Origin of the sequence: Roseibium sp. (assembly GCF_048261595.1) — a bacterium.
Taxonomy (GTDB): Bacteria; Pseudomonadota; Alphaproteobacteria; order Rhizobiales; family Stappiaceae; genus Roseibium.
Window position 1 is genome coordinate 1,406,827 of record NZ_JBLXFW010000001.1, and the last position, 26,288, is coordinate 1,433,114.

At 59.3% G+C, this 26,288-nt stretch carries 21 protein-coding genes; 12 read left to right on the plus strand and 9 right to left on the minus strand.

From position 1 onward, the window contains the following. Position 1 precedes the first annotated feature (1 nt). From ACN0SY_RS06345 to ACN0SY_RS06355, 3 genes are read right to left on the minus strand one after another with little or no spacing between them, the layout of a single operon-like run. Positions 2-241: a DUF4170 domain-containing protein gene (locus tag ACN0SY_RS06345; RefSeq protein WP_417685476.1), complete on the minus strand. Its 240-nt coding sequence runs from the start codon at positions 239-241 to the stop codon at positions 2-4. 35 nt (positions 242-276) lie between these two features. Then, positions 277-1,089, minus strand: coding sequence for a 3'(2'),5'-bisphosphate nucleotidase CysQ (locus ACN0SY_RS06350; RefSeq protein WP_417685478.1), 813 nt, complete (start codon positions 1,087-1,089; stop codon positions 277-279). Continuing rightward, positions 1,076-2,419 carry a TldD/PmbA family protein gene (locus tag ACN0SY_RS06355; RefSeq protein WP_417685480.1) on the minus strand — a complete coding sequence of 448 codons (1,344 nt, stop codon included), beginning with the start codon at positions 2,417-2,419 and terminating at the stop codon, positions 1,076-1,078. The genes ACN0SY_RS06350 and ACN0SY_RS06355 overlap by 14 nt, the downstream gene beginning before the upstream one ends. 353 nt (positions 2,420-2,772) lie before the next feature. Between ACN0SY_RS06355 and ACN0SY_RS06360 the strand changes: the two genes are divergently transcribed. After that, a complete protein-coding gene (locus tag ACN0SY_RS06360) occupies positions 2,773-3,366 on the plus strand; it encodes a DUF6101 family protein (protein WP_417685482.1) in 594 nt (197 codons plus the stop codon). Positions 3,367-3,571: 205 nt separating this feature from the next. Further along, positions 3,572-4,798 (plus strand): GGDEF domain-containing protein, encoded by a 1,227-nt coding sequence (locus ACN0SY_RS06365; RefSeq protein ID WP_417685484.1) that lies wholly within the window; start codon positions 3,572-3,574, stop codon positions 4,796-4,798. Between the two features lie 36 nt (positions 4,799-4,834). Here ACN0SY_RS06365 and ubiA read toward each other — a convergent pair whose 3' ends face one another. The 3 genes from ubiA to ACN0SY_RS06380 all read right to left on the minus strand — a co-directional run bounded on the left by ubiA (position 4,835) and on the right by ACN0SY_RS06380 (position 7,736). Further along, positions 4,835-5,803: a 4-hydroxybenzoate octaprenyltransferase gene (ubiA, locus tag ACN0SY_RS06370; protein ID WP_417685486.1), complete on the minus strand. Its 969-nt coding sequence runs from the start codon at positions 5,801-5,803 to the stop codon at positions 4,835-4,837. Positions 5,804-5,862: 59 nt separating this feature from the next. Then, positions 5,863-7,134: a GGDEF domain-containing protein gene (locus tag ACN0SY_RS06375; protein ID WP_417685488.1), complete on the minus strand. Its 1,272-nt coding sequence runs from the start codon at positions 7,132-7,134 to the stop codon at positions 5,863-5,865. Between the two features lie 137 nt (positions 7,135-7,271). Beyond that, positions 7,272-7,736, minus strand: a complete 465-nt coding sequence (locus ACN0SY_RS06380) for a hypothetical protein (protein ID WP_417685490.1) — start codon at positions 7,734-7,736, stop codon at positions 7,272-7,274. A gap of 166 nt (positions 7,737-7,902) precedes the next feature. On the opposite strand from ACN0SY_RS06380, the gene purD reads away from it, so the two are divergent. The 7 genes from purD (at position 7,903) to ACN0SY_RS06415 (ending at position 17,130) form a co-directional block, all read left to right on the plus strand. Continuing rightward, on the plus strand, positions 7,903-9,177 hold the full coding sequence (purD, locus tag ACN0SY_RS06385) for a phosphoribosylamine--glycine ligase (protein WP_417685492.1): 1,275 nt from the start codon (positions 7,903-7,905) through the stop codon (positions 9,175-9,177). A 134-nt stretch (positions 9,178-9,311) separates the two neighbouring features. Beyond that, positions 9,312-10,235, plus strand: coding sequence for an alpha/beta fold hydrolase (locus tag ACN0SY_RS06390; protein WP_417685494.1), 924 nt, complete (start codon positions 9,312-9,314; stop codon positions 10,233-10,235). Continuing rightward, complete coding sequence (locus ACN0SY_RS06395; RefSeq protein WP_417685496.1) at positions 10,225-11,319, plus strand: phosphotransferase family protein; 1,095 nt, start codon at positions 10,225-10,227, stop codon at positions 11,317-11,319. The genes ACN0SY_RS06390 and ACN0SY_RS06395 overlap by 11 nt, the downstream gene beginning before the upstream one ends. A gap of 214 nt (positions 11,320-11,533) precedes the next feature. Further along, the gene (locus ACN0SY_RS06400; protein ID WP_417685498.1) at positions 11,534-14,755 is read left to right on the plus strand and encodes an EAL domain-containing protein; all 3,222 of its coding nucleotides are present in this window, start codon (positions 11,534-11,536) and stop codon (positions 14,753-14,755) included. A gap of 74 nt (positions 14,756-14,829) precedes the next feature. Further along, entirely contained in the window at positions 14,830-15,660 is an 831-nt protein-coding gene (locus ACN0SY_RS06405; protein WP_417685500.1) for a patatin-like phospholipase family protein, read from the plus strand. Between the two features lie 206 nt (positions 15,661-15,866). Continuing rightward, on the plus strand, positions 15,867-16,142 hold the full coding sequence (locus ACN0SY_RS06410) for a hypothetical protein (protein WP_417685502.1): 276 nt from the start codon (positions 15,867-15,869) through the stop codon (positions 16,140-16,142). Between the two features lie 175 nt (positions 16,143-16,317). Then, positions 16,318-17,130, plus strand: coding sequence for an MBL fold metallo-hydrolase (locus ACN0SY_RS06415; RefSeq protein WP_417685504.1), 813 nt, complete (start codon positions 16,318-16,320; stop codon positions 17,128-17,130). Positions 17,131-17,156: 26 nt separating this feature from the next. Here the strand turns inward: ACN0SY_RS06415 and rsmD are convergent, their stop codons facing one another. Together rsmD and ACN0SY_RS06425 are read right to left on the minus strand one after the other, a co-directional pair. Next, the gene (gene rsmD, locus ACN0SY_RS06420; protein ID WP_417685506.1) at positions 17,157-17,711 is read right to left on the minus strand and encodes a 16S rRNA (guanine(966)-N(2))-methyltransferase RsmD; all 555 of its coding nucleotides are present in this window, start codon (positions 17,709-17,711) and stop codon (positions 17,157-17,159) included. Continuing rightward, positions 17,708-19,282: a pseudouridine synthase gene (locus ACN0SY_RS06425; protein WP_417685508.1), complete on the minus strand. Its 1,575-nt coding sequence runs from the start codon at positions 19,280-19,282 to the stop codon at positions 17,708-17,710. The genes rsmD and ACN0SY_RS06425 overlap by 4 nt, the downstream gene beginning before the upstream one ends. Before the next feature lie 205 nt (positions 19,283-19,487). Here ACN0SY_RS06425 and ACN0SY_RS06430 point away from each other — a divergent pair, with 205 nt between their 5' ends. Continuing rightward, on the plus strand, positions 19,488-19,934 hold the full coding sequence (locus tag ACN0SY_RS06430) for a nucleoside deaminase (protein ID WP_417685901.1): 447 nt from the start codon (positions 19,488-19,490) through the stop codon (positions 19,932-19,934). Between the two features lie 224 nt (positions 19,935-20,158). Then, positions 20,159-23,374 (plus strand): ammonium transporter, encoded by a 3,216-nt coding sequence (gene amt / locus ACN0SY_RS06435; protein ID WP_417685509.1) that lies wholly within the window; start codon positions 20,159-20,161, stop codon positions 23,372-23,374. Positions 23,375-23,391: 17 nt separating this feature from the next. Here amt and mutL read toward each other — a convergent pair whose 3' ends face one another. Continuing rightward, the gene (gene mutL, locus ACN0SY_RS06440) at positions 23,392-25,296 is read right to left on the minus strand and encodes a DNA mismatch repair endonuclease MutL (RefSeq protein ID WP_417685510.1); all 1,905 of its coding nucleotides are present in this window, start codon (positions 25,294-25,296) and stop codon (positions 23,392-23,394) included. 114 nt (positions 25,297-25,410) lie between these two features. Here mutL and ACN0SY_RS06445 point away from each other — a divergent pair, with 114 nt between their 5' ends. After that, a complete protein-coding gene (locus tag ACN0SY_RS06445) occupies positions 25,411-26,283 on the plus strand; it encodes a TIGR01459 family HAD-type hydrolase (RefSeq protein ID WP_417685512.1) in 873 nt (290 codons plus the stop codon). The last annotated feature ends 5 nt before the right edge of the window (positions 26,284-26,288 follow it).

Below are 26,288 nucleotides of genomic sequence, written 5' to 3' on the forward strand. Positions count from 1 at the left end.
CTCAGGCGGCCGCTTCCGGGTCCAAGAGACGGTGCATGTGCACGATGAAATAACGCATGTGCGCGTTGTCGACAGTTGCCTGCGCCTTCCCTTTCCAGGCCGCGTAGGCTTTTGCATAATTCGGAAAGATACCGACGATATCAAGGTCGTCGAGATCCCGGAATGTCAGGCCTTCCGGGCTTTCCAGCTCGCCGCCGAACACCAGATGAAGGAGCTGCTTCTGTTCGTTGGCTTCGCTCATCACTCAAAATCCCGTTTTTAGTTATCTCTCGGCAATCATCCAACGGCCTTGGACATAAGCGCGCAAACCGGTTCCACGATGGGGGTTGCGGCTGCCACCAAGGCCGGGTGGCGGGTCTCCGTCTTGTTGTAAAAGACACCCTTGCCGGAGAAGTCTGTCAATCTGCCGCCCGCTTCCTGCACCAAAAGATCCGCCGCCGCAAGATCCCAATCGTGCGCATGTGCCCGGGCAGCTGCGACATCGACGCTGCCGAGGGCCACGAGGGCGATACGATAGGCAAGCGAACGGATATTCTCTGTGCGCCTCAGTCCCGCTGCCAGAACGTCCTTGTTGGCCGCAATGGAGTGCGGCCCGGTCAGGCTCGCGCCATGAAGGCTGGAGACGGTAGACACAGTGATCTGACGGTCGTTGAGAAAGGCGCCAAGCCCGGCCCTCGCGGTGAACATCTCTGCTCGAACAGGACAATAGACGACTGCCGAAACAGGTCGTCCTGCCTCGACCACAGCGATCACGATGGTCCATTCCTCTCCGCCTGCCAGAAAGGCGCGCGTGCCGTCGATCGGATCGACGATGAATGTTCGCTTGCGGTTCAGACGCTCCTGGCTGTCCGCCGTTTCCTCTGAAAGCCAACCATAGTCCGGTCGCGCCTCAAGCAGGCAGTCGGCAAGAAAGCGGTCAACAGTCAGGTCCGCTTCGGAAACCGGGGAGTTGTTGTCCTTGAACCAAGTCTTGGGATCACGCCCGTAGAAACCCATCGCGATGTCGCCCGCCTCACGGGCGCATCGCTCAAGCAGAAGCAGGTCCTCATCTGTTCCCGCGGGACGCTCCCCCGGATCATTCCCCGGCAATGGCCAGCCCCTCAATCATCATCGACGGCGTCGCAGAGGAATAGCGCGCATCGAGATCGCTCGCCGGAACCAGACGGGCGAACATGTCGGTCAGGTTGCCGGCAATGGTGATCTCGCTGACTGGATAGACTGGCTCGCCGTTCTCGAACCAGAAACCAGCCGCACCGCGCGAATAGTCGCCGGTCACGCCGTTGACGCCATGGCCGATGAGATCGGTGATCAGAAGCCCTTCACCCATTTCCTTCATCAGTTCTTCAGGCGATTTTTCACCCGGCAGGAAGGTAAGGTTTGTCGCCCCTGGCGCGGTACCGGCGCCACCGCGATGGGCCCGGCCATTTGGCTCCAGACCGAGTTCCCGGCCAGTCGCTCCATCAAGAAACCAATGTTGGAGGACACCGTCATCAATCATGTCGAGGACTGGACCACCGGTTCCCTCGCCGTCGAAGGGGCGGGTCGCTGCGCCGCGCGGCTTGAAGGGGTCATCGACGATGCGAATACCCTTCGCAAAGATCTGCTGACCCATCTTGTCGCGCAGGAAAGATGTCTTCCGGGCGATGGACGCGCCATTCACTGCCCCGGCGAAATGACCGAGCAAACTGCGCGCGGCACGCGATTCATAAAGGACACCGGCTGTGCGCGTTGCGATCTTGCGCGGGTTCAGACGGCGCACGGCACGTTCTCCGGCCCTGCGCCCGATGTCAGCCGGATTTTCCATGTCCTCGAAGAACATGCGGTAATCATAGTCGTAGTCGCGCTCCATGCCGGTTCCTTCTCCGGCAACCGCGGTCATGGAAAGCCCATGACGCGAGCTCATGTAGGAACCGGAGAAACCGTGACTTGTCACCAGGACTACGCCAGCAAGGCGCCAGGAGGCCCCAGCACCGCCTGATTTGGTGACACCCTTCACCGCCAGGCCAGCCTCTTCGGCCTCCCGCGCCAGATCGGCGAGGCGCACCGCCTCCATTTCCGTCGGGTCGAGCATTTCGAGTTCGGGAAAGGTCGTCAGAAGGCGCCCCTCATCTGCAAGCCCAGCGTAGGGGTCTTCCGGAGTGACCTTCGCCATCGCAACGGCTCGTTCGGCCAGCGCGTCCGGATCATCGAGCACGTTCGCGGAAACCGAAGCGGTTCGTTTGCCGACGAAGACCCGGAGCGTAACGTCGTCACCCTCTGCACGATCCGTTTCCTCGACCTTCCCGTCGCGGACATCAACGGACAAAGACACACCGGTGATCGCCACTGCGTCGCAGGCATCGGCGCCGGCACGCTTGGCAGCCTCGACGAGGCGCCCTGCACGCCTTTCCAGTTCGCTTTGGTCGATCACTTCTGACATGGGACTACGTATCTCCTGATGATGGCCTTTTCATAGGATGTGCACCCCGGCGTGGCAACATCCACCCTCTGCTGGCTCTGACGCATATGACCTGCATATGGGGGATGGAAGCGAGCCGGCAATGAACGCATCGCACCCGGTTTTCACTACAAGAAGCTTTGGGCGCCATGACTTTCCCAAGATCTCGAAAGCAAGATCTTGCCGATCTGTAAACGAGACGGTTAGATTCAAGTAACCCTCTTTAAAGTCAAACTTTTTTAACTCTACATCTTAAGCGGATGACCATTCACGCCTGCTAGTTTCTCCTCATTCGCGAGACCTAAAAAACAATCAAGGTCCGACGGAGAGGCAAATTGGCAAGTCAAACAGCAATAGACAGAGTTGATATCGGGCCGGGAACCCTTCCGGTTTCCGGCCCTGGTCAGCTACCGGTGGATTTCCACAGCAGGCTATTCGATGAGCCGGGTACGAACACTCGGGGAAAAAGCGTACGTGTCAGTCTCGACAGAGCCAATGTGTGCATCACACCTGACAGCGTCGGCGCTTCCGGCAGTGTGATAGCGCCCTTGAACTCCTATGCCGGCGTCATGGTTCAAATCGCTCCTTCAGATCAACCTGGCTCGGTGGCGGCAAGGCTGATCCTGAAGCATTCCGATCCGCAATTGAGCGTTCTACTCATCGAGACGGATCGTCCGGAAGCGTTGGCGACAGCCTGGCCCAGCTGGGCCTCGGCTCTTGAGCTGCCAATGCTCGTCTGTGACACCGGCGGTTCTGTAAAGCCCATCGAGGCCTACAGCGCCCGTCCGTCCGGCACACCGCATCCACGCCGCAAGCTTGCGCTCCTGACCGGTCGCCGCCCGCGTTTCCTGGTCCGCCGTACCAATGGGCCCAGACAAGACGAGCCGACGATACACACCGGCGAGCGCGAGATCATAGCGCGCAGCTAGGCTAGCAAGCTGAATTCCCAGAGCCGGCCCGCAATCGTCGGGCCGTTTTGCTTTTTGGACTTCACATTACTCTACGTGCGAACCGCGAAAATAATCGATTTTAACACCCCATAATTATGACAATGCTGAAACTGTCAGGCTTTCCTTTACCTCCATCGGATAACTTCCGCAGTGTTCTTTCATCGTATTGGGAAACACCCCAAGCATGTCTCTTGACGCAGTGACACTCATATTTGCGATTGTCGTCGTGAAATTCGTGGCAGCGCTCCTTCTCATACTGGTTTGGCAGGTCATGCCGCACCAGAGCGAGGAAAACCGCGCAAGCGTTCTGACATGGTCCATTTGCCTGATCACCGGTGGTGTCGGAACACTTATCATTGCCATGCGCCAGGATCTCACGGAGGCGTTCAGCATCATCCTTGGCAACTGTTTTCTTTTGATCGGTATTGGCCTTGGACGAGTGGCCGTCTCGACCTTGTGGAACCTGCCACGCCACTATTGGGCCGCGGTCGTTCCGGGTCTTCTTTGGGTCGCACTTTGCCAGGTTCCGGACTTCTACGAGTTCAAGTCGGCGCGTGCGCTGTATGTCCAGGTTGGCCTGGTGGCCATCGCTGCGTGGACGGCAAATCTTTGTTTCCGGCACAACGCCAACAATTTGCATACCGCGCGCTGGCTCGGCATCGTCTCGCTAACCGAAGCCACATACCATGCCGTGTTTGCGGCCATCTTCCATGTTGAATCCATGAGCACCCTTCCTGATCTTTATGTGGAGGGCTCGGGCAAACTGTATCTCCTGCTTCTGCTGATCACGACGGTTGCCAAGGCAGTCCTCGTGTTCGCGGTTGAGATCGAAAAGCAGCAGGACGTTTATCGCGTTCAGGCGACCAGGGACCCGCTCACAGGCCTCTCAAATCGTCGCGCCTTCTTCCAGGGCGCGCGCCAATGGATGTCGGAGCAAGGCGGCTGGCCCAAGCCTTATGCGGTCCTGATGCTTGATGTCGATCATTTCAAGCGTATCAATGACGAGTACGGTCACAGCGTCGGTGACGAAATCCTGCGCACGCTCGGCCAGATCTGCACCCACGAACTCAGGGTTGGCAGCATCGCGGGCCGGATCGGCGGAGAAGAATTTGCACTTTTCTTCCCCGACTGTACGCCGCACAAGGCAATGCTGAGGGCTGAGCGGATCCGCCGCCGCTTCATCGCTGAAACGCAAAGCCTGTCCGGCGGACAACTGACCGCAACCCTGAGCGGAGGACTGTTCACCGCCTGGTCTGATACGGCTCCTCTTGAGAATGCGCTTACCGAAGCAGATAGCCGCCTTTACTCTGCAAAGCGTGCCGGTCGAAACAGGATTATTTTTGAAACGTCCGAACGACAGGACGTTGCGACAGCACCGGAAGGTGCTTTCAGCAGAACAAAGGCTGCCTGAACGTGCTGCCATGCGGCCGCGTCAGCAAACCGATCCTCACAGTGCGAGAATGACGGCGTCCAGAACGAAGCCGGCGAAGACGATCCACCCATAAGTGGTGTTCGACCGGAAGAGCCTCAGACATTCATCCGGATCATCGACATCAAGCACGATGGCCTGCCACAGCAGATGAAGGGCGCCAATCGCAATTCCGGCAAAGGCGGCCGGACCGGCATCTGCCAGCGCCGCCGCCAAACCGAAGAGTGCGGTGGCCAGCGCATATAGCAGGAACATTGCCGGCTTGGTGAATATCCCGAACAGGCGCGCGGTGGACTTCACGCCGACAACCGCGTCGTCTTCCTTGTCCTGGTGGGCATAGATCGTGTCGTAGCCGATCGTCCAGGCAATCCCCCCAAGGTAGAGAGCCACGGGCGCCCAGGAGAGCGACCCGAATACCGCCGCCCATCCCATCAGCGCCCCCCAGGAAAAGGCGAGGCCAAGGAAGAATTGCGGCCAGTTGGTCACCCGCTTCATGAACGGATAGATTGCTACCGGCAGCAGGGACGCAATGCCAAGAACGACCGTGAAGGCGTTGAATTGAAGGAGCACCGCCAGACCGACGAGCGCCTGAACCACCAGGAACACCTTTGCCTGATTGCGGGAGACCTGGCCGGCCGGGATAGGCCGCGAACGTGTGCGTTCCACCTTGGCGTCGATGCCTTCATCGACCAGATCGTTGTATGTGCAGCCTGCACCGCGCATGGCAACGGCGCCCAAAAGAAACAGCAGGAGATGCCATGGGTTCGGCCCGGCCCATTGCCAAACGAGATTGCCGTCAGATGCCGCCGCAACTGCCGCCAGTGCCGCCGACCACCAGCAAGGCCAGAGCAGTAACCACCAGCCGATTGGCCGTTCCCACCGGGCAAGGCGGGCATAGGGCCGCGCCCACGCCGGAAGACGGGTGTCTACCCAATGGCGTTTGACCGCGTCAGCAACGGGTCCCGTGTCTTTTGTTCCGAATATCATAAAGCCGGTTTAACCCGCAGAAGTGTCCGGCGCGAGCATATTGTCACGACGGCCAAGGGTCAAAGGCGATCCTGAACCGCCGGACCGCAAACCCGGTTTCTTCCAGCATTCTTTGCGTCGTAAAGGCGCAGGTCAGCCGTCTGAAACAGGCCCTCAAGCGTCTCGCCGTCTGCCGGGGCACTGGCAACACCGATGCTGACGGTCACGCGCTCACTCTCATTGAGGCCGCGAAAGCTTGTGCACTCGATGATGCGCCGCAGTCGGTTCGCCATCGAGACCGCGCCCTCGCTGTCGAGTCGATCACACAGGAGGACGAACTCTTCGCCACCGAAACGATAGAGATAGTCATCGGTCCTGAGATTCTTCTTCAAGGTCTCCGCAATCGCTTTCAGAACCTCGTCACCGACCTGATGACCGTGGCGGTCATTCACGCTCTTGAAGTGATCGATGTCGATGACGAGCATGGTAATCGGGCGCTCCGCCTTCAGGCTGGCACCCAGAATACCAGGTGCGTTCAGGTCATAGTGACGCCGGTGATAGGTCCCGGTGAGGTGATCGCGGCTGGTCTCCTCAAGAAGGTCCATGTACCGCTCTCGATAGGTGAGCACCTGAAACACATCCCGGAAAGACCTGTGTGTGAGCCATTTCTCCTCGTCATCGAAGAACTTGAGATAGGCGATGAAGAAGCCTGTGTAGACGACGACCGCCGCCATCTTCGCGGCCCACCCGCCGAAAAAGACGCTTATCGGCGCGCCGGAAACATAATGAAGGGCAACGTAGAACCCCGCCTGATCGAACGTCAGTACGGCGACCCCGCAGATCAGGAACCGCCAGCCAAGATGCCGACCGAGAAAATCCCCTATGCGCTCGTAAAGAACGATGATCGCGATGGCGTCTATAAACAGCAAAATGGTGCCCCAGACCATCAACCAACCCATCTCGTCGACGAACCGGATATCCGGCAACCGGCCCGGGATCACCGAAACCGTCTCATGACTGCGCAGGATCATCACGAGTCCGACGATCAGGAAATTGCCGATCAGCAAGCCGTAGATTGGCTGCCTCACGACCGAAGCGTCTTCCCGAATGTAGAGCAAGAGGATCATCAGGAGCTTGCCGGAGAACAGCACCGTCGATCCTGGTGAGATGATGCCGAAGGGCAGCTGAATGTAGAAAACGCTGGCAAGGTATGTTTCGAGGAAGTGCATCACCCCTAGGGCGCACATGAACACCCCGATGCCGATCGAGCGGCGGGCCTGAAGCAGTCCCATCATGACCGTGAAATAAACGACCGCCTGAGAAAGCAATAGAATAATATTAGCAGTAACCATGCCTTTCTTTAGCAAGCCTGCATCGTTTGGCAAGCCACTTACCGCCTTGCCGTAACGGCATATCTTGCATGACATATTTTCTGCGTGGCAGGCGCGAAATCCGCTCAACCGGAGGCCGACACAGGGCCGGCGGCTGGTCAGTCGTCCCCCGGCTCATCAAGGGCAATCCGGTACATTCTTTCGCCCGACGGGGTGAACCCGACCCTTGCGACGACCTCCTCGATACCACAAGCGCCGGAGCAAAGCAGTGTCGCCTCCACGAGGCCAAAGGCCGAAAGGTCACGCAGGACAGCCCTGATGATCCGTTCCTCGAACCCGCTACCGCGATAGTCACGGGAGACGAAACACTCTTCGATCATGGCCACGCGGCCAGCGGACCGAACGGACACACCGAAGGTAACGATGACATGGCCAGCTTCCCGTCCCCTTACAAGCGCAAGATAGACACGGCCCGCTGCCGCGTCGACAAGCAGCCGGCGCAAGGTCTCCCTCTGAGGTTTCATCATACCTGCAGAGCGCTCGGCCGCCGCCTGTTCCGCCAGAGCCATGAGAACGGCGCCATGGGCAGGCCCTCCCAGCAGGATCTCCAGACTTCCTCCCATCACCCCTCCTTCCCCCGCTTGAACCGGCCGTCGTCAAGGGTAAGCGATGGCAGCATTGTCTGCCTCAACCACCCATGCTAGACCGCGCGCACATCGCTTGCCGGGAGCCGTCCTACCGTCGCCTTGGCAAGGCCACGCCGTGTGAACGTCGAGAGAGACCAACCTCATGAACATCCTTCTGATCGGCTCTGGTGGCCGCGAGCATGCCCTGGCATGGGCCATCTCCAACTCCCCCCTGCTGACGACGCTTTATGCCGCGCCGGGAAACGCGGGGATTGCGGAGGTCGCCACCCTTGTTGATCTGGACGTTTCGAACCATGCAGACGTGATCCACTTCTGTGAGAACCACAATGTCGAGCTGGTCGTTGTCGGACCCGAGGCGCCCCTGGTCGCAGGGCTTGTCGATGACCTCGAAGCAGCGGGCATCAAGGCTTTCGGACCCAGCAGGGCTGCAGCTCAGCTGGAGGGCTCCAAGGCGTTCACCAAGGGCGTGTGCGACGAGGCCTCGATTCCGACGGCAGGTTATGGCCGCTTCGACAACAAGGCCGACGCCCTCGCCTATGTCCGCGCCCAAGGCGCCCCGATCGTCGTCAAGGCCGACGGACTTGCCGCCGGCAAAGGCGTTGTCGTTGCCATGGAGGAGGCAGAGGCGCTTGCCGCTGTGGAGGCATGTTTCGACGGCAGCTTCGGAGATGCAGGCGCAGAGGTGGTCATCGAGGAGTTTCTTGAAGGCGAAGAGGCCAGCTTTTTTGTCATCGTCGATGGGAAGACGGCGCTACCCCTTGCCACCGCTCAGGACCACAAGCGCGCCTTTGACGGCGATGAGGGCCCGAACACCGGGGGCATGGGGGCCTACTCCCCCGCTCCGGTGATGACCGACGCCCTGATAGAGCAGACCATGCGCGAAATCATCGAGCCGACCGTGGCGACCATGGCCAAGCGCGGCACCCCGTTCAAGGGTGTTCTCTACGCCGGCCTGATGATCACCAGGGACGGCCCGAAGTTGATCGAATACAACACGCGTTTCGGCGATCCGGAGTGCCAGGTGCTCATGCTACGCCTCAAGGACGATATCCTGACCGTCATGCTTGCAGCAGCCGGCGGCGCGCTCGACAAGGTCAGCGTGCGTTGGCACGACCTCGTCGCCCTGACCGTCGTCATGGCCGCCAAGGGTTATCCGGGCGATTACGAGAAAGGCACCGTGATCAAGGGACTGTCGGAAGCGGCGTCAGATCCGGACGTCGAGATCTTCCACGCCGGCACCAAGTCCTCCGGTGGACATCTGGTCGCCAACGGTGGGCGCGTTCTGAACGTTACCGCACGCGGCGTGTCGGTCAAGGAAGCCCGCGACAAGGCCTACGCCGCTATCGCCAAGATCGATTGGCCTGAAGGCTTCTGCCGTAAAGATATCGCCTGGCGCGCGCTTGCCCGCGACAGCTGAGACTTCGATAGATCCTGCGACATAGCTTGTGGCCACCAAAGCAGTTTTGCCTCTCCGGTGGTCTTGCACAGGCGACAGGCCCCGTGCACTCTCAGCGTCCGCGATCCTAACGATGGGCCGGAATGGAGACATGCATGGCGCCAAAGCAGGAGCTGCCGGATCTTTTTCCGGGGTTCGAAACCAGGACATTCGACACGAGCGGTGGCAGCATCTTCTGCCGGATCGGTGGCGATGGGCCACCGCTGCTCCTGGTTCATGGCTATCCCCAGTGCAATGTGATGTGGCACAGGATTGCTCCGGCTCTGGCATCACGTCATCGACTGGTCATTCCCGATCTTCCCGGCTATGGCCGGAGCGCGATCCCGGCCCTCAGCGATGATCATGCGGCCTACTCGAAACGCGCGATGGCACGCACCCTCGTGGAGCTGATGGACGCGCTGGGGCACCGGAACTTCTCGGTCGTCGGTCATGACCGCGGCGCCCGCGTCGCTTATCGAATGGCCCTTGATCACCCGGGCAAGGTGAACCGGCTTGCCGTTCTCGACATCCTTCCGACGCTCGACTACTGGCTAAAGCTCGACCGGCCATTCGCGCTGAAGATCTATCATTGGGCATTCCTCGCACAGCCCGCACCATTCCCCGAGACCATGATTGCTGCGAATGCGGCGGCGTTCCTGGATCACACGCTGGCGAGTTGGACCGGCGCAAAGTCCCTTGATTGCTTTACCCCTGAAGCCCTCCAGCACTACCACGCCAGTTTTGAGCAAGCTGAACGGATCGCGGCAACCTGCGAAGACTACCGGGCTGGAGCGACCATAGACGTCGAGCATGACCAGGCCGACAGGGAAGCCGGGCGCAAGATCAAGGCACCGGTACTCGCTGTATGGGGCCAGAGTGGGATTGCCCCCGGCGCCGAGACACCGCTGGATGTGTGGTCGAAATGGGCGAGCGATGTGCGCGGAAGCGCGATCCCTGGCGGCCATTTCGTGGCAGAAGAAAACCCTGAAGCCCTGCTCGCAGAGCTTTTGCCCTTCCTGGATTCCGACCATGCAGCCTGAGACACCCGCAACGGATCGTCAGTCCGCAAACAGCGGCACCAAAGCCCCTGAAGCTGCCCTGGCGTTGCCAGAGGAAAGCCTGAGTTCGTGGCTAACGCAGCATGTAGACGGCTTCACGGGACCGATCACCGTCACCCAGTTCAAGGGAGGACAATCGAACCCGACATATCTGATCGAGGCAGCGTCCGGTCGATATGTCCTGCGCCGCAAGCCGCCGGGTAACCTGCTGCCCTCAGCTCATGCAGTCGAGCGCGAGCATCGCGTGATGGCAGCGCTTGGCCGACAGGGCTTTCCGGTTCCGGAAGTCCATGCCCTATGCGAAGATGAAAGCGTGATTGGCTCGGTGTTCTTCGTCATGGACCACATCGACGGCCGCATTATCTGGGAACCCTATATCCCGGATGCCTCTCCAGGTGACCGAGCCGAGATTTTCGATGCCATGAATGCCACCATGGCCCAGCTGCACAACCTGAAACCCGAAGAGATCGGCTTGGCGGATTATGGCAAGCCGTCCGACTACCTGAAGCGCCAGGTCTCACGCTGGACACGGCAATATCGTGCATCTGAAACGACCGCGATCCCGGCCATGGAAACGCTGATAGATTGGCTGCCCGAGAACCTGCCACCGGAACAACCCTCCAGACTGGTTCACGGAGATTTTCGCCTGGATAACCTGATCCTTGCGAAGAAAGCCAATCGCATCGAAGCGGTCCTGGACTGGGAACTCTCGACACTTGGCGACCCAGTGGCCGATTTCACCTACCATTGCATGCAGTGGGCAATGCCGGTGACAAAAGGCGGTATCGGGACCCTTCAGGGACATGATCTTGCTGCGCTCGGCATTCCGGAACTTGGAGATTATGTTGCAGACTACGAACGGCGGACGGGCTTGGTGATCGGGCACAACCTGCCTTTCTACTTCGCCTTCAATTTTTTCCGTCTCGCTGCAATCCTGCAAGGGATCGCGGGTCGACTGCGCGACGGGACCGCGAGCAGCGCCCATGCCAAGTCCATGGCGGCCCAGACCGAAGCTATAGCGGCAACCGGGCTCTACTTCTGTAATCAAGCCAAAGAAAACCGCTGATTTCTGCTGTACGACTGCAAGTTACCGAAATCACTTGCAAATTAACGGCAGGATTCAAACCAAGTTAACTTGTATCAGCTAATTTGCGGATAGTTTTGGGGCCAGAAACCGCACCTGCCATAACCTATCAGAGGTTGACACGGCATAAGTGACGTTACGTTTTCATGGCTTTGTTTAACTGGACCCCGGGTACGGGCTGCCAGAGGAGTGACGAGTGGACCGCGGAGTTCAACCGATCATAAAAGCCACGGCCGAAAGCAACGGCCATGCGCGCGGTTTTACAGCGCGGCTTGATGCCGTCATGCGCCATTGGAGCAAAAATGGCAAGCAGATATCACGCCCACTCCAGACAACTTTTCTGTGCTTCTTCTTTCTGACCCTTGCAATCCTGATCGGACAGAATTTCCTCAGCGAATATCGGCACCTTCAGCAGAATATCGAAAATACCGTCGCAACTGCCAAGTCGTTCCTTAAGCATGAAGAGCGGTCCACCGCAGCTGGCCTCGAGAAGGCCCTTCTCGGTATTTCTGCGAACCAGGCACTTGCAAATGCCTATATCAGCGGTGACAGGGCTTCACTCCTGGAAGTTGCCTCCTCCATCTTCCCGGAAATGGAGGAGCGCCACCAGATCTCCGAGTTCTCCATCTACGACCCGCGACTCAACCGTGTCGCCAGCGCCCACGCGAGGCAGACGGGCGCATCGAACAGTCCCAATTTCCTTGTAAGCGCCGCCGCAACGAGTACAGCGTCAGCATCTGGAATCGAGATGGGCGATGCAGGCACGAACATTATTGCCGCGGTTCGGCCATGGACCGTCAACGGTCACCTCATAGGGTATCTCAAGCTTGGAACGGAGATCCGGGGCCCTCTGGGGTTCATCGGCAATACCCTCGGTGCAAAGCTGATCGAAGTCCACGATATCGATCACCTCCCGCCCGGAACCGAAGTCGCCGATGCCGAAGAAGGCTGGACCGCAACCGGCCGTATCGTGTACCGGCCGGTTGGGGATTTTGCTGTCCCGTCGAGGATCACCGGGTTCCTGAGCGATGACCCTCAGTCCGTATCTCAATCGAACCGGATCTTTCTGGACAAGTCTTCAGTCAGGGTTGCCTACACGTTCCCTCTCGACCACGCAGATGGCTCTCGCGGCGCATATCTCGTCCTGATGCAAGACATCACCGGCACGGTGGTCGCCTCCTTGAGGCATTCGTTCGCGCTGCTCCTGCTTGCCTGCGTCATTACGGCAATTGCCGGTTATGTCATGTTGCGGCTGGTACGCAGCCTTCAGTCATCAATGCTGAAGACGCGTCAGAAGCTTGAGCAAGCGGTTGAAACAAACAATCGCGCACTCCACCACTCCGAGGAGCGTCTGGTCGAGGCGCAGAGAATTGCGTCTCTCGGTAGCTGGGAACGTGACCTGGACACCAACGAACTGTTCTGGTCCAAAGAAATGTATCGCATCGCGGGTCTCCCGGAGACAGTTCCTGCCAATGCCGCCCGGCGCAAGTTCTACGATCTGATCCCGCCATGCGAACGGCCTTACGTCGAAACCGAAATGGAACTGGCTATCAAGGAATGCCGGAACTTCAATTTCGAGCACCAGGTCATCCGGGCAAATGGCGAGGTGCGCCGGGTGCATGTGAGAGGGTATGTCATTGCCGACAAATACGGCAAACCAAGCAAGGTGCTTGGAACCACACACGACATCACCGCCCATCACAACACGAAGACCCGCAGCAACCAGATGGCGGCTATCCTTGAGGATTCCCTCAACGAGATCTACATCTTCGACACCGAAACGCTGATCTACGAATACGCCAACAAATGTGCCAGGGACAACGTCGGCTACAGCGCCGAGGAAATCTCCAAACTCCCTGCCTGGGATATCGTTTCCAGCAAGGACAAGGCCCGGCTTCGCCAGTCTCTGCAGTCGTTGCTGGACGGCTCGTCCAACGTCCTTCACGTCGAAGGATCACATCGCCGCAAGGACGGCAGCGAATATCCGGTGGAAGTTCGCATTCAGGTCCATCGCCAGCAAACACACGCATCATTCGTCGCCATCTGCAACGATATCACCGACCGCAAGAACCGGGAGCAGGAAACCCAGTCGGCACGCGAGGCGGCCGAGCGGATAGCCTACTTCGATGAACTTACAGGCCTTCCCAATCGCGCTGCATGCCAGAGGGATGCTGAGCGACTGTTTGCAGAGGACATTGCAGCAAAGCCCGCGTTCATCATTCATCTCGATATCGACAACTTCAAACGGATCAATGACACGTTGGGCCACAGTGCTGGCGATGCCTGCCTCCAGGAAGCCGGAGAAAGGCTCAAACTGTGCTGCATAGGTCTGGGAGAAGCCTATCGCTGGGGCGGCGACGAGTTTGTCATCCTAGCGCTGGACGAGACGGCCAATGCGGAAGAATTGTGCCAACGTCTCAACATCGTCATGCGCGGGCCGATGGAGTACGATGGCAAACAGATCTTCCCATCGGTAAGTATCGGCGTCGCAAAGTGCCCAGATGACGGGCACGATTTCAGCACGCTTCTCGTACATGCCGATCTGGCACTTTACCGGTCCAAGGAAGACGGCAAGGACCGCTGGAGCTTCTTCACCAGCGACATGAAGATCGACAGCGACGACGAGGCGCGGACGGAACAGGAACTCCGTCAGGCATTGCGCCGTGACGAGTTCTTCCTTGTCTTCCAGCCGCAGGTGAACATTCGTACGCAGCAGGTGACGGGCATCGAGGCTCTTGTCCGGTGGCAACATCCAACGCGAGGGGTACTCGGACCTGGCGCTTTCCTTCCAGTCATCGAGAAAACCAGTCTGGCGACCCCGCTCGGGCAAGTCGTGATCGACAAGGCGCTTGCAGCAGCAAGGGCCTGGCAGGACGCGAACATCGAATTTGGCCGCGTTGCCGTGAACCTGTCACCCTCGCACCTCACCTCTGGCACCCTCGTCACCGACTTCACGTCGGCAATGCAGCGATATGACGTTAGCCCGGAATACGTCACCGCAGAGGTCCTGGAATCGGTGTTCCTCGACAGCGAACGTGGCAACAACTCCGAGGTTCTCGAGACACTGCACAAGCTGGGTGTTCACATCGAACTCGATGACTTCGGAACCGGCTATGCGTCCTTGTCCCATGTCGCAGACCTTCCAATAAACGGCCTGAAGATCGACCGTTCATTCACCGCGAAAATCCTGACCGACGCCAAGAAGGAAATCGTGGTCAATCATTTGATCCATCTCGCAAGGTCGCTCGATATCGATATCGTATGCGAGGGGGTCGAGACGATCAGCCAGTTCGACCGGCTTCGGATGATGGGCAATTTCTCGGTTCAGGGCTACTATATCGCCCGGCCAATGCCCTACGACATGATCACCGACTGGCTCTCGACGACCCAGAATGATATCTCCTTCGAGGCCATCTGACCCCTAACCATGTCGGATTGCGGATCGCATCTTGATATACGGTCCTTGCAGGACAGCAGAACCGGGGTGATTTCATGACAGGTCTTCGTCTGGGGCTGGCTCTTGGGGGTGGCGGCGCGCGCGGGATGTCCCACATACCCGTTCTGGAGGCCCTGGATGACCTGGGAATCAAGCCTTCCGCAATTGCAGGCACGTCAATCGGATCCATTTTCGGAGCTGCCTATGCCGGCGGACTCAGCGGGTCGGAACTGCGGGCCATCGCCATGGAAACCTTCGGTGATCGGAACAAGGTGCTCAACTCGCTCTGGAAGCTTCGCCCGCGCAAGTTGACCGAGCTGTTTGACGGCAACATGGTGCAATTCGATCCGGCCAAGGTCCTGAAGGCTTTCGTCGCGAACCATCTTCCCGAGACGTTCGAGGAACTCGCGATTCCAACCACCATCGTTGCGACCGATTTTTACGGCTGCGGCGAAGTCTGCCTCAAATCTGGTCCGCTGATCGATGCAATAGCGGCGTCGATCGCCATTCCGGCAGTGTTCAAACCCGTAAAGCTTGGAGATCGCATCCTCATTGATGGAGGTGTGACAAACCCTCTTCCCTTCGATCGACTGCCTGCTGATTGCGACTTTGTTCTGGCTGTCGATGTTGTGGGCTCTCCCGTTCCGCGCAGAGGCCGAAGCCTGCCAACGTCGCTCGACGCCCTATTCGGAACGTCTCAGATCCTCATGCAGACGATCATCTCGGAAAAACTGAAGAGCCGGAAGCCCGCACTTCTTGTCAGCCCGCCCCATGACAACATCCGTGTGCTGGACTTCCTGAAGACAAAACACATCCTGGAGAGTGCCGACTCGCTACGCGATGAGGTCAAACTTACCCTCGGTCGCTTTCTCGATGGTCATAAGTAATAATGCGCCTACATGATATTATAACGATGTAAAATATAGCTATTTTTCTCAGTGAATAGTTTCACTTCGCACAACGTTAACCATTCATTAAAACTTTTTCTCAAATCTCGATCTCATACATAATTAGAGATCGTGCCATGCCCCATCCCACCCAACCCAGTGACCCGGATAACTGCCCCGTCCCAGAAACGGTTTTCGCGGCCTTGATGAATGCTTCGTTCGCTGCGGTCAGCGAGATCGCGGCAGCGCTTCCGGAAGACCAAAGAAGCCGCCTCGCTGTCTACTGCTACAGGCGCAGTCACCTGCGCCGTCTTGGATTGAAGATCGCGACGGTGTGCTCCAAGCGCTCGCTGATCGAGGAAGCAGGCCACGCGGGAGAACTCATTCATTTCCAGGCGCAGAATGTTGAAGGACCAGTCGCAGGTGACCGCTACATGGCACCGCGCCACATCAAGCGGCCGGTATCGCTACATAACTGCTGATCAGTTTCACGGGCCCGGACTTCCTCCCACCGGACCCCAACTGGCAACCGTTCCATAAAAATGTCACTCTCCCGGAACGGTTGCCGCCTTCCTTCTGCTTCCAATTTCACCTTGCAATGTCCCCCCACTGCCCTACCCTTGGGTCAGGTTGCTGAAACTCGTGGGGACTGACCGGATGATTTACACGCCCACCCGCCGCGGATCGCCTATCGCAATTCTCGCCATTCTGTTTCTGGCGGTGGCTGCGCAACCCGCTTTTGCCGTCTGTCAGCTCGTTGCGGATGCATCCGGATTTCAGCCGAACAGGGTCCAGGCGGCACTGGCGCCCGGCGACGTCCGCATCCGGTATATCGGGCACTCCACGTTCGAATTGGAAACGCCGCAAGGTGTACGTATAGCGACCGATTACAACGACAGTATTCGCCCTCTGCAAACCCCGACAGTCGCGACGATGAACCGGGCGCACAGTACGCATTACAGCCAGCTGCCCGACCCGGATATAGAGCACCTTCTTCCCGGCTGGAGTGACGACGGATCCCCGGTCGACTACGATCTGACTGTCAAGGATGTCCGCATCAGAAACATTCAGACGAATATTCGGGGCTGGGATGGCGACACACGAAGATTGGGCAATTCCATCTTCATTTTCGAGGTCGCGGACCTGTGCATCGCCCATCTCGGTCACTTGCATCACCGGCTGACCCAGGAAGACCTCACCCGCCTTGGGCAGATCGACATCGTCTTTGCAGCAATCGACAATACATCGACCCTGCGTATCGATAGCCTGATGGAGGTTTTGGCGGCAATTTCGCCCTCTCTGGTCATCCCCATGCACTTCCATTTCCATGGCGCGCTTGAGACCTTTATGGCCAGAGCCCAGCAGGAAGGCTTCAGCATCCAGCAGGCCAGCGATTCAGAGTTGATCGCCCGCCGGGATACTCTTCCGTCGCAGAAAACGACGTACATCATGCTTCCGGGCGGCGGTTAGGCACCGGACCTTAAACGGGCCGCGGATCAGTCTGCCTTTACGAACAGGACCTGGCTATCGCCGGCTACGCGCCGGTCCAGCTCTGAAAATCCCTCCGGCAATTCGATAATCGCGCTGGCACGTTCTTCAAGAACGCAGACAGCGCCAGGCTTCAACCAGCCGCCCTCCCGCGCCGTAGCCAATGCTTTTTCGCCCATGCCCTTGTCGTAGGGAGGATCGGCGAAGACCAGATCGAAAGGCTCGATGGTGCCCACCGCACCTAGGCGGGTCGCATCCCGGCGAAAAATCTTCGCCACACCGTTCAGGCCCAGGGCTTCCATGTTGCGGCGAATGACCCCACGCGCCTCTGCCCCCTCTTCGATGAAGGTACAGTGGCGTGCTCCCCGGCTGAGCGCTTCAAGGCCCAACGCGCCGGAGCCTGCAAAGAGGTCCAGAACACGTGCACCGTCGAGATCGACGTCAAGACCGTGCGACAGAATGTTGAAGATCGTCTCGCGGAGCCGGTCACTGGTCGGCCGTGTCGACTGTGTCTTGGGCGCAGCTATTGCTGCGCCCTTGAAACGGCCTGAAACAATCCTCAAGAGCGGTCTCCGCGACGCGGACCGCGGGGCCGGTCGGATCCGGGCCTGTCAGAACCGCTCCGGTCGGAACGGGGACGGTCCGAACGGGGGCCAGATGAACGCGGACGATCAGACCGCGGGCGATCGCCGCCCTTGTCACGGCCCGCCCGGCGCTCTTGCTGCTTGTCCTCGACAAGGCCCTCGTCACCCCAGATGCGGCGCTGGCGAAGCGGACGGCGCTCCTCCGTGTCGTTGGCCAGACGTGGACGCGGCTCGCTTGTCATGCGGAAGCGGCTGCGGGGAGAAACCTTGACCTGACGATCGCCGGCATTGCGGCGACGGTTCTGCTGCCCGTCACGGTCTTCGCGCTCGCGCCGTTCACCACGATCGCCATCGTCGTCCCTGCGCGGCGCGCCAGATGGCTTGCGCCCGGCTTTGGCGGCCTGACCTTCGCGGGCGGTCATCCACGAGCCCTTTGCGGCCTTCTGGCCTCCAGCAGCGGCCTTGCGGCCACCGCCCCGGCTTTCCTTTTCGGCCTCAGGCTTGGCTTCGTTGAAGATCGGCGCATCGAAATCGGCACCAGCTTCTTCCGCAAGCTTCTCACCAAGCTGATCGCGCAGGACCCGGCCGCGGATCTCGCGAACCCCACCTTCCTGCAGATCCATGAGCTGGAATGGCCCGAAAGACAGACGGATCAGACGGTTCACCGCCAAGCCGAGATGCTCGAGGACGCGCTTGACCTCGCGGTTCTTGCCTTCGCGAAGGCCGACAGTCAGCCAGACATTGTCGCCCTGCTCCTTGTCGAGCGTCGCCTCGATCGCGCCATAGAGCACACCATCGATTGCAACGCCATCGGCAAGCGTGTTCAGCTGCTCCTGGGTCACCTTGCCGAAAGCGCGAACGCGATAACGGCGCAGCCAACCGGTTGCCGGCAATTCAAGAACCCGGGCCAGACCACCGTCGTTGGTGAGCAGCAGGAGGCCCTCGGTGTTGATGTCGAGGCGGCCAACTGTCAGGACGCGCGGCAACTCATCGGGCAACCGGTCGAATACCGTTGGCCTTCCTTCCGGGTCGTGGTTCGTCGTAACCAGGCCACGCGGCTTGTAGTAGAGCCACAGGCGCGTACGCTCGCGAAGGGGCAATGGCTGTCCATCCACCTTGACGTCGTCGGCGTTGGTCACGGTCACGGCCGGTGTCTCGAGCGTCTTTCCGTTGACCTCAACCCGACCGTCAGTCACCCATGTCTCTGCCTCGCGGCGGGAGCAAAGCCCCGCGCGAGCCATCACCTTGGCAATGCGCTCGCCCTTTTCCAGGTTGAAGCCGCCCTCATCGCCGCGCGCTTCGTCCTGCGGCCTGGACCTACGGTCCGTATCCCTACGCCCCTTGCCGGCGAACTTGCCTGGCTTGGTGTTTCCGTCCCGATCCTTGCGCGGAGCGAACTTACCCTTTCCGCCCCCCGGCTTGTCGCCGAAGGACCGTGGGGCACGGCCTGCATCCTTGCGCTCGTCGGAGCGCTTGCCGGAAAATCGTTTTGTGGCACCGCCGGCCTTAGCAGGGCCGCGACGCTTCTTGGGGGGCTGTTCTGTGGTCATGTGCGCGTCATAGCAGAGCCGGAGGCTTTCTGGAATCGGCAAGTATGACGTTTTTCGCAACGTAGCTAATCCGGCTACGCATGGCTCGGGGCTGACAAGCTCGTCACGAGCGTCTAGACAGGCGAAGGACCCGAACAAGATCAGGCAGAAGATGACGGCCCAACCCCCGAGCACCAAGACCACGCCGACACCCACAAACGGCTTCATGGCTGAGGCTGTTCATCAGGCAGAACTCGCTGCCCAGCGTGGAGAAGTTCCAGTTGGCGCTGTCCTGGTCAGAGACGGAAGGATCATTGCCCGTAACGGCAACAGGACTCTGGAACTCAACGATCCCACGGCACACGCTGAAGTCCTCGTGATCCGTGACGCATGCAATCTGGCTCAAAGCCAACGCCTACCCGACTGCGATTTGTATGTAACCCTTGAACCCTGTCCAATGTGCGCTGCGGCCATCTCGTTCGCGCGCATCCGGCGCCTCTATTTTGGCGCCGGCGACGCCAAGGGCGGAGCTGTTGAGCATGGCACACGGTTCTTCACCCAGCCGACCTGCCATCATGCGCCAGAGGTCTATTCAGGAATTGGAGAACGCAGGGCCGCATCGATCCTGCGCGACTTTTTTGAGACTCGGAGAATTCCGGACAGGTCGAAATGAGTATTTGACGATTCTCAGGGGTTAATGAAAATATAATTCAGAAGTCGACCGCCCATCTTGTCGCCAATTGACCAATCAATAAGCACTCTCAAGACACTTCCTACTCACCTCGAGAAAACAAATCCAATTATCGATAATTATTTTTCCGCAAAAGGCGATTGAAAACCTCTACTTAACACTTTCGGTAAAACCTTCCGTCATTGATTTGGACTGGGGCATCCAAGATGAAGACGGTTTTCGCCGGCACGGCGGCACTAGGCCTGACCTGTGCCTTGGCAGTGGGTATCTTTCCTGAATATGCATTCGCCGACTCCCATGGTCGACTGGTAGGCGAATCTACAAACAGCCTGCAGCAGACGCTCGACATGATCTGGGTGATTATCGCGGCGGGTCTCGTTCTCCTGATGCAGGTCGGTTTCATGCTGCTTGAAGCCGGGCTTGTAAGGTCGAAGAACTCCATCAACGTCGCCCAGAAAAATCTGCTGGACTTCACTTTTTCGGCACTGATTTTTGCGGCCTTCGGCTTCGCGTTTGCGTTCTCGGCCTCTGACGGTTTTCTTTTCGGCCTGGACACGAGCCTCCTGTTGCTTGGCGACATGACGCCCTGGCATTACGCCTTCTTTGCGTTCCAGGTCATGTTCTGCGGAACAGCGGCCACGATCATCTCCGGGGCCGTCGCGGAGCGCATGAAGCTTTCAGCCTACATATGGTGCTCCGTCATCACTGCCGGCTTTATCTACCCCCTGTTCGCTCACTGGGCCTGGGGCAACGCACTCGTAGAGAACGCGAGCGCCTTCCTCGCGCAAAAGGGTTTTGTCGACTTCGCGGGTTCGACAGTCGTCCACAGCACCGGCGGCTGGATAGCCCTCGCCGCCTGCCTCGTCATCGGTCCGAGAATCGGACGTTTCGACATTCAGGGCCGGGCAATGCGGATCCAGGGCCACAGCAGTGTTCTGGCAACAGCAGGCGCATTCCTTCTTTTTGTCGGCTGGATCGGCTTCAACGGGGGGTCAACGCTTGCCGCGAGCCCCGCAGTGCCACTCATCATCGTCAATACCGTGATCGCGGCGGCAGCCGGTTCGGCTGGTGGCTACATGATGGGGTGGTTTCAGGACGGCGTCGTACTTCCGGAAAAATCACTCTCGGGCATCCTGGGCGGCCTTGTCGCGGTAACTGCGGGAGCGCACATCCTGGCACCGGCAGGAGCCGCAGTGATCGGGCTGGCAGGCGGTCTCGGCGCGGTCTACACGAACCACGCGCTGGAACACAGGTTCAAGATCGATGATCCGGTCGGCGCGATCGGGGTCCACGGATTTGCCGGGGTCATCGGCACTATCGGACTAGCACTTCTCGCTCCACTGGAGCATTTGCCCGCCGGAAGCCGTCTCGATCAATTCTTGATCCAGCTCGAAGGCGCCGCGGTCAACTTCATCTGGTGCTTCTCGACCGGCTTTCTGTTTCTCACGCTTCTGGTCCGCTGGCTTCCCTTGCGCGTCTCTGCCGCGGACGAAGAAATCGGCATGAACGAAGCCGAACACGGAACGCGTCTCGGCATCGGGCATGTCGAGGATGCATTGGAGAAGGTCATTGCCGGCAAGGCCGACCTCAATATGCGCCTCAAGGTTTCCCCGGGTGACGATTCCGAGCGCTTGACCCGCATGTTCAACGCGCTGATGGACACAATCCAGAACGAGGAGATCGCACAGGTCAAGGCAGCGGATGCCAAAAGGACCCGGGAGGAAGCAGAACGTCTTTCGGCTCTTGCAAACGCCACGTTCGATGCGATCGTCATTTCAGTGGATGGCAGGATCCTAGACGGCAACGCCGCTTTCGAGGAGCTGCTCGGATACAGCATCGAACAGCTGAAGATGCGCGGTCTATACGAATTTGTTCAGTCCGAACTTGCAGGGACACTGGAGAGCCACCTCGTTCAGGCAGAACGGCAACCGCGCGAACTGGAACTCGTCAGCCGTGAGGGAGAACCTATCCCGGTAGAGATCCGGACACGTGTGATTTCCTATCGCGGCATGCCGACGCGCGTATCCGCACTTGTCGATCTCCGGGAACGCAAGAAGGCCGAAGCCCAGATCCTCCATCTGGCCCAACATGATCCTCTAACGGATCTTCCCAATCGGGCTGTGTTCAATGCCGAACTCAACCAGATCCTGCTCAAGTGCCAGGACGAGAGACAAAGCGCGGCCCTGCTCCTGCTGGATCTCGACCGCTTCAAGGATATCAACGACCTGCACGGTCATCCGATCGGCGACAAGGTTATCCGGGTCACGGCCGATCGCTTGCGCCGTAGCGTCCGACAGCACGATATCGCATCGCGTCTGGGTGGCGATGAATTTGCCATCATCCTGCGGGGCATACAGTTCTCCAACCAGGCTGCAGACATGGCCCGCAGGCTCGTGGGTGAACTGTCCCAACCGATCGATTGCGGCGACGGATTGATCATTCGGCCAAGCGCAAGCATCGGCATCGCGATGATCGAGGGTGGCACGGCAACGGCAGACCATGTTGTATCGAATGCCGACATCGCCCTCTATAACGCCAAGGACATGGGTCGCCACACGTATTGCCTCTTCAAGGAAGGAATGGGCGACAAGGTCCGCCAGCGGCGAGAGCTTGAAGAAGACCTGCATTCAGCAGTGGCAAACGACGAGCTACAGCTTTACTTCCAGCCGCGCCTCGATCTGATGAGCGGCAGCATCTCATCCTACGAGGCCCTGATCCGCTGGAACCATCCAAAAAAGGGACTGGTAAGTCCCGCTGATTTCATTCCAGTTGCCGAAACGTCCGGCCAGATCATCCAGATCGGCAAATGGGTTCTGCAACAGGCATTGCTCGCCGCCACGAAGGAAATCCCGCGAGCCCGGATCAGCGTCAACGTCAGTCCGGTGCAGTTCCGCGACAACGACTTCGTTGAAGACGTTCGCAAGGCGATCGAGCTGGCCGACATTCCTGCAAACCGGATAGAGCTCGAGATAACGGAAAACCTTCTCATCGAGGATGATGCGCGCGCCCTGAGCATTCTGACCACATTGAAAGGGATCGGCGTGAAGATTGCGCTCGATGACTTCGGTGTCGGCTATTCGTCACTTGGCTACCTGAGCCGCTTCCCCTTCGACACGATAAAGATCGACCGATCCTTCATCCAGGATGCCGGCAGCAATCAGAGCTCCCTGGCGATCATCGAGACTGTGGTGCGCCTCGGCAAGGCTTTGAACATGACGATCGTGGCCGAAGGCGTCGAGGACCTGGACAAGCTGCTCTTTCTTTCCCGCAATGGATGCGATGAGATTCAAGGCTTCCTGATCGGCAGACCGGTGCCGCTGGAAAAACTTTGCACACAGGTTCCTGGCGAAGTCCGTGCTTTCCTGAGCAAGCACACGTCGGCCCCAAGCACACCGGACGGCATGACTTCGAAGTCCGCGTGAGCGGGATTTGATGCGAACTACTTGCGGCCGAACAGCTTCTCGATATCGGAAAGCTTCAGTTCGACCCAGGTCGGCCGTCCGTGATTGCACTGGCCTGAGAGCGGTGTCGCTTCCATCTCGCGCAGAAGAGCGTCCATTTCCTGCGCCCGCATGCGACGCCCGGCCCGGATCGATCCGTGGCACGCCATCGTCGCGGCAACATGGTCCAACTTTTCGCGCAGGCCTGTTGCGGTATCCCACTCGGCCAGCTCATCGGCCAGGTTGGTAACCAGTCCGCGAATGTCCATGTCACCGAGCATGGCCGGCGTTTCTCGTACTGCAATCGCTCCCGGGCCGAAGGCTTCGAGACTGAGACCAACTTCTTCAAGCTGTTCCGCATGCTCGACCAGACGGCCGACGTCCTCTTCAGGCAATTCGACCACTTCCGGGATGAGAAGGATCTGCCGCGAGACCGACTTCTTTGCCAAGGCCTCCTTCAGCCGCTCGTAGACCAGCCGTTCATGTGCGGCGTGCTGATCGACGATGACAACCCCATCTTCGGTCTGCGCAATGATGTATGTCTCATGCACCTGCGCACGGGCTGCGCCGAGCGGCAACGCGGTCCGTTGCTCATCCAATGGCGCGTCATTGGCCCGGGCGTCTGCGGAAGGCACCGACACGCCGTCAAGGCCCGTCTGGACGTACGAGGGTCCCTCGCCCCCCGATCCGACGCCTGACGGCTCCGCGAAGCCCGGGAAGCCGCCTGCAACAGCATCGGCAACAGGCGCGAAGGCATTGGCATCCCAACGCCGCGACGAGGCCGGACTATCATTCCGGGACCAGGATGACGGCTGGTAGGGCGCCGATTGGGCGGCTGTAGCCGACGGCGCAAAACCGTTGGCGCGGATCGCCTCCATCGCAACCGCGGCGTTGGACGTCGACGATCGGTGGCCCGACTGCACAAGTGCCTGCTTGATCGCGCCAACAAGCAGGCCCCGCACCAGTTGGCCGTCGCGGAAGCGCACGTCAGCTTTTGCCGGATGGACGTTCACATCGACCAGTGCCGGTTCCAAATCTATGAAGAGCACGACGACAGGGTGTCGATCGCGAGCGAGAACGTCGGCATAGGCTCCACGCAAACCCGACAGCAGCAGCTTGTCCTTTACCGGACGCCCATTGACGAAGAAGAACTGGTGCTGTGCATTGCCGCGGTGGTGGGTCGGAAGACCGGCGAAACCTGTCAATCGAACGCCCTCGCGCTCCGCTTCGATCTCCATGGCGTTATCGACAAAGTCCTGTCCGAGGATCTGGGCGATCCGGGAAAGGCGGGGATCCTCTCCGCGCGCTGCAGGCCAGGACTGGGCCGTACGATCGGCGCCCGAGAGAGAGAAACCTACATTCGGATAGGCGAGCGCGATGCGCTTCACGATCTCCGTGGTCGCAGCCGCTTCTGCCCGGTCGGATTTCAGAAACTTCAGTCGGGCAGGCGTCGCGAAGAACAGATCCCGGACCTCGACCTGGGTGCCCTTGTGACGAGCCGCCGGCATGACCGGGGCCTCCCTGCCGCCCTCGACCGAGATCTTCCAGGCGTGCTCTTCTTCCTCGTGGCGTGTCTGGATGGAAAGGCGGGCGACCGAACCGATGGAGGGCAAAGCCTCACCTCTGAAGCCGAGTGTCCGGATATCGAAGAGATCCTCCTTGGTGATCTTGGACGTGCAGTGGCGTTTCACCGCAAGCTGAAGGTCATCGCGGCGCATGCCATGGCCATCATCGGAGACGCGCATCAGCGTCTTGCCACCCGCTGCCGTCACGATTTCGATCGAGGAGGCGCCAGCATCAACCGCGTTTTCAACCAGCTCCTTGATGACGCTGGCCGGGCGCTCGATCACTTCACCGGCAGCGATCCGGTTGATGACGTCTTCACCCAGTTGCCTGACTTGCATGCAATGACCTTTCCGCGGTTTCACTGCGGGTTCGCTTCCTATATGGTCCGCCGCGACGGACCCGTCCGAATCCCTCGCACTCTACCAGATCACACAGCTTCCGAGTGACCCATCATGACCGCTTCTGCACCGCTTCTTATTCCCGGCCTCAGCGCAATTGCGTCGGACTACAAGGGGATCCTTTGCGACGTCTGGGGCGTGTTGCATAACGGCGTTGCAGCGTTCGAACAAGCTCACCGCGCCTTGGCTACCTACCGAGAGCGAACCGGCGGAAAAGTGGTTCTGATCACCAATGCACCACGTCCGAGCGCTCCGATCCGTGAGCAGCTGGCGAGCCTTGGCGTACCGCTTGATGCATACGACGATATCGTTACCTCGGGCGATGTCACGCGCGATCAGCTGTCGGCCAAGGCAGGTGAGAAAATCTTCCATATCGGTCCGGAGCGCGATCTGTCTCTCTACGACGGAACCGGTGTGATCCTTTCTTCCGAAGCGGACTCCACCGTCATCAGTTGCACCGGTCTATTCGATGACGAGGTGGAAACGCCTGAAGACTACCGCTACCAACTGTCCGCCCTGGCCAAGCGCGGCCTGACGATGATTTGCGCCAATCCGGATATCGTTGTCGAACGCGGCGACCGTCTGATCTGGTGCGCCGGATCGCTTGGCCGATTGTACGAGGATCTTGGTGGAACGGTTCTGATTTCCGGCAAGCCTCACGCGCCGATCTATCGTGCTGCCGTCGACCGTCTTTCTGCGCTGGCCGGAGAGCCGGTAGCGGATCAGAACATCCTCTGTGTGGGCGACGGTCTTCCCACGGACATCCGCGGTGCAGACTCGCAAGGCCTCGACGTCCTGTTCATTACAGGCGGTATCCACGCATCGGATTTCGGACCGGTCGATGCTCCGGACGAGGGTCTCGTTCGCAGACGGCTTGCCGAAGAAGGTTACACGGCAAGGGCCGCCGTGCCGCGTCTGGTCTGGTGAAAAGC

Excerpts from the sequence above, each read along its gene's own strand:
- ACN0SY_RS06345 (WP_417685476.1), bottom strand. The coding sequence starts at position 241 with ATGAGCGAAGCCAACGAACAGAAGCAGCTCCTTCATCTGGTGTTCGGC.
- ACN0SY_RS06355 (WP_417685480.1), bottom strand. The coding sequence starts at position 2,419 with ATGTCAGAAGTGATCGACCAAAGCGAACTGGAAAGGCGTGCAGGGCGC.
- ACN0SY_RS06365 (WP_417685484.1), top strand. The coding sequence starts at position 3,572 with ATGTCTCTTGACGCAGTGACACTCATATTTGCGATTGTCGTCGTGAAA.
- ubiA (WP_417685486.1), bottom strand. The coding sequence starts at position 5,803 with ATGATATTCGGAACAAAAGACACGGGACCCGTTGCTGACGCGGTCAAA.
- ACN0SY_RS06375 (WP_417685488.1), bottom strand. The coding sequence starts at position 7,134 with ATGGTTACTGCTAATATTATTCTATTGCTTTCTCAGGCGGTCGTTTAT.
- ACN0SY_RS06380 (WP_417685490.1), bottom strand. The coding sequence starts at position 7,736 with ATGGGAGGAAGTCTGGAGATCCTGCTGGGAGGGCCTGCCCATGGCGCC.
- purD (WP_417685492.1), top strand. The coding sequence starts at position 7,903 with ATGAACATCCTTCTGATCGGCTCTGGTGGCCGCGAGCATGCCCTGGCA.
- ACN0SY_RS06390 (WP_417685494.1), top strand. The coding sequence starts at position 9,312 with ATGGCGCCAAAGCAGGAGCTGCCGGATCTTTTTCCGGGGTTCGAAACC.
- ACN0SY_RS06395 (WP_417685496.1), top strand. The coding sequence starts at position 10,225 with ATGCAGCCTGAGACACCCGCAACGGATCGTCAGTCCGCAAACAGCGGC.
- ACN0SY_RS06405 (WP_417685500.1), top strand. The coding sequence starts at position 14,830 with ATGACAGGTCTTCGTCTGGGGCTGGCTCTTGGGGGTGGCGGCGCGCGC.
- ACN0SY_RS06410 (WP_417685502.1), top strand. The coding sequence starts at position 15,867 with ATGAATGCTTCGTTCGCTGCGGTCAGCGAGATCGCGGCAGCGCTTCCG.
- ACN0SY_RS06415 (WP_417685504.1), top strand. The coding sequence starts at position 16,318 with ATGATTTACACGCCCACCCGCCGCGGATCGCCTATCGCAATTCTCGCC.
- ACN0SY_RS06425 (WP_417685508.1), bottom strand. The coding sequence starts at position 19,282 with ATGACCACAGAACAGCCCCCCAAGAAGCGTCGCGGCCCTGCTAAGGCC.
- ACN0SY_RS06430 (WP_417685901.1), top strand. The coding sequence starts at position 19,488 with ATGGCTGAGGCTGTTCATCAGGCAGAACTCGCTGCCCAGCGTGGAGAA.
- amt (WP_417685509.1), top strand. The coding sequence starts at position 20,159 with ATGAAGACGGTTTTCGCCGGCACGGCGGCACTAGGCCTGACCTGTGCC.
- mutL (WP_417685510.1), bottom strand. The coding sequence starts at position 25,296 with ATGCAAGTCAGGCAACTGGGTGAAGACGTCATCAACCGGATCGCTGCC.
- ACN0SY_RS06445 (WP_417685512.1), top strand. The coding sequence starts at position 25,411 with ATGACCGCTTCTGCACCGCTTCTTATTCCCGGCCTCAGCGCAATTGCG.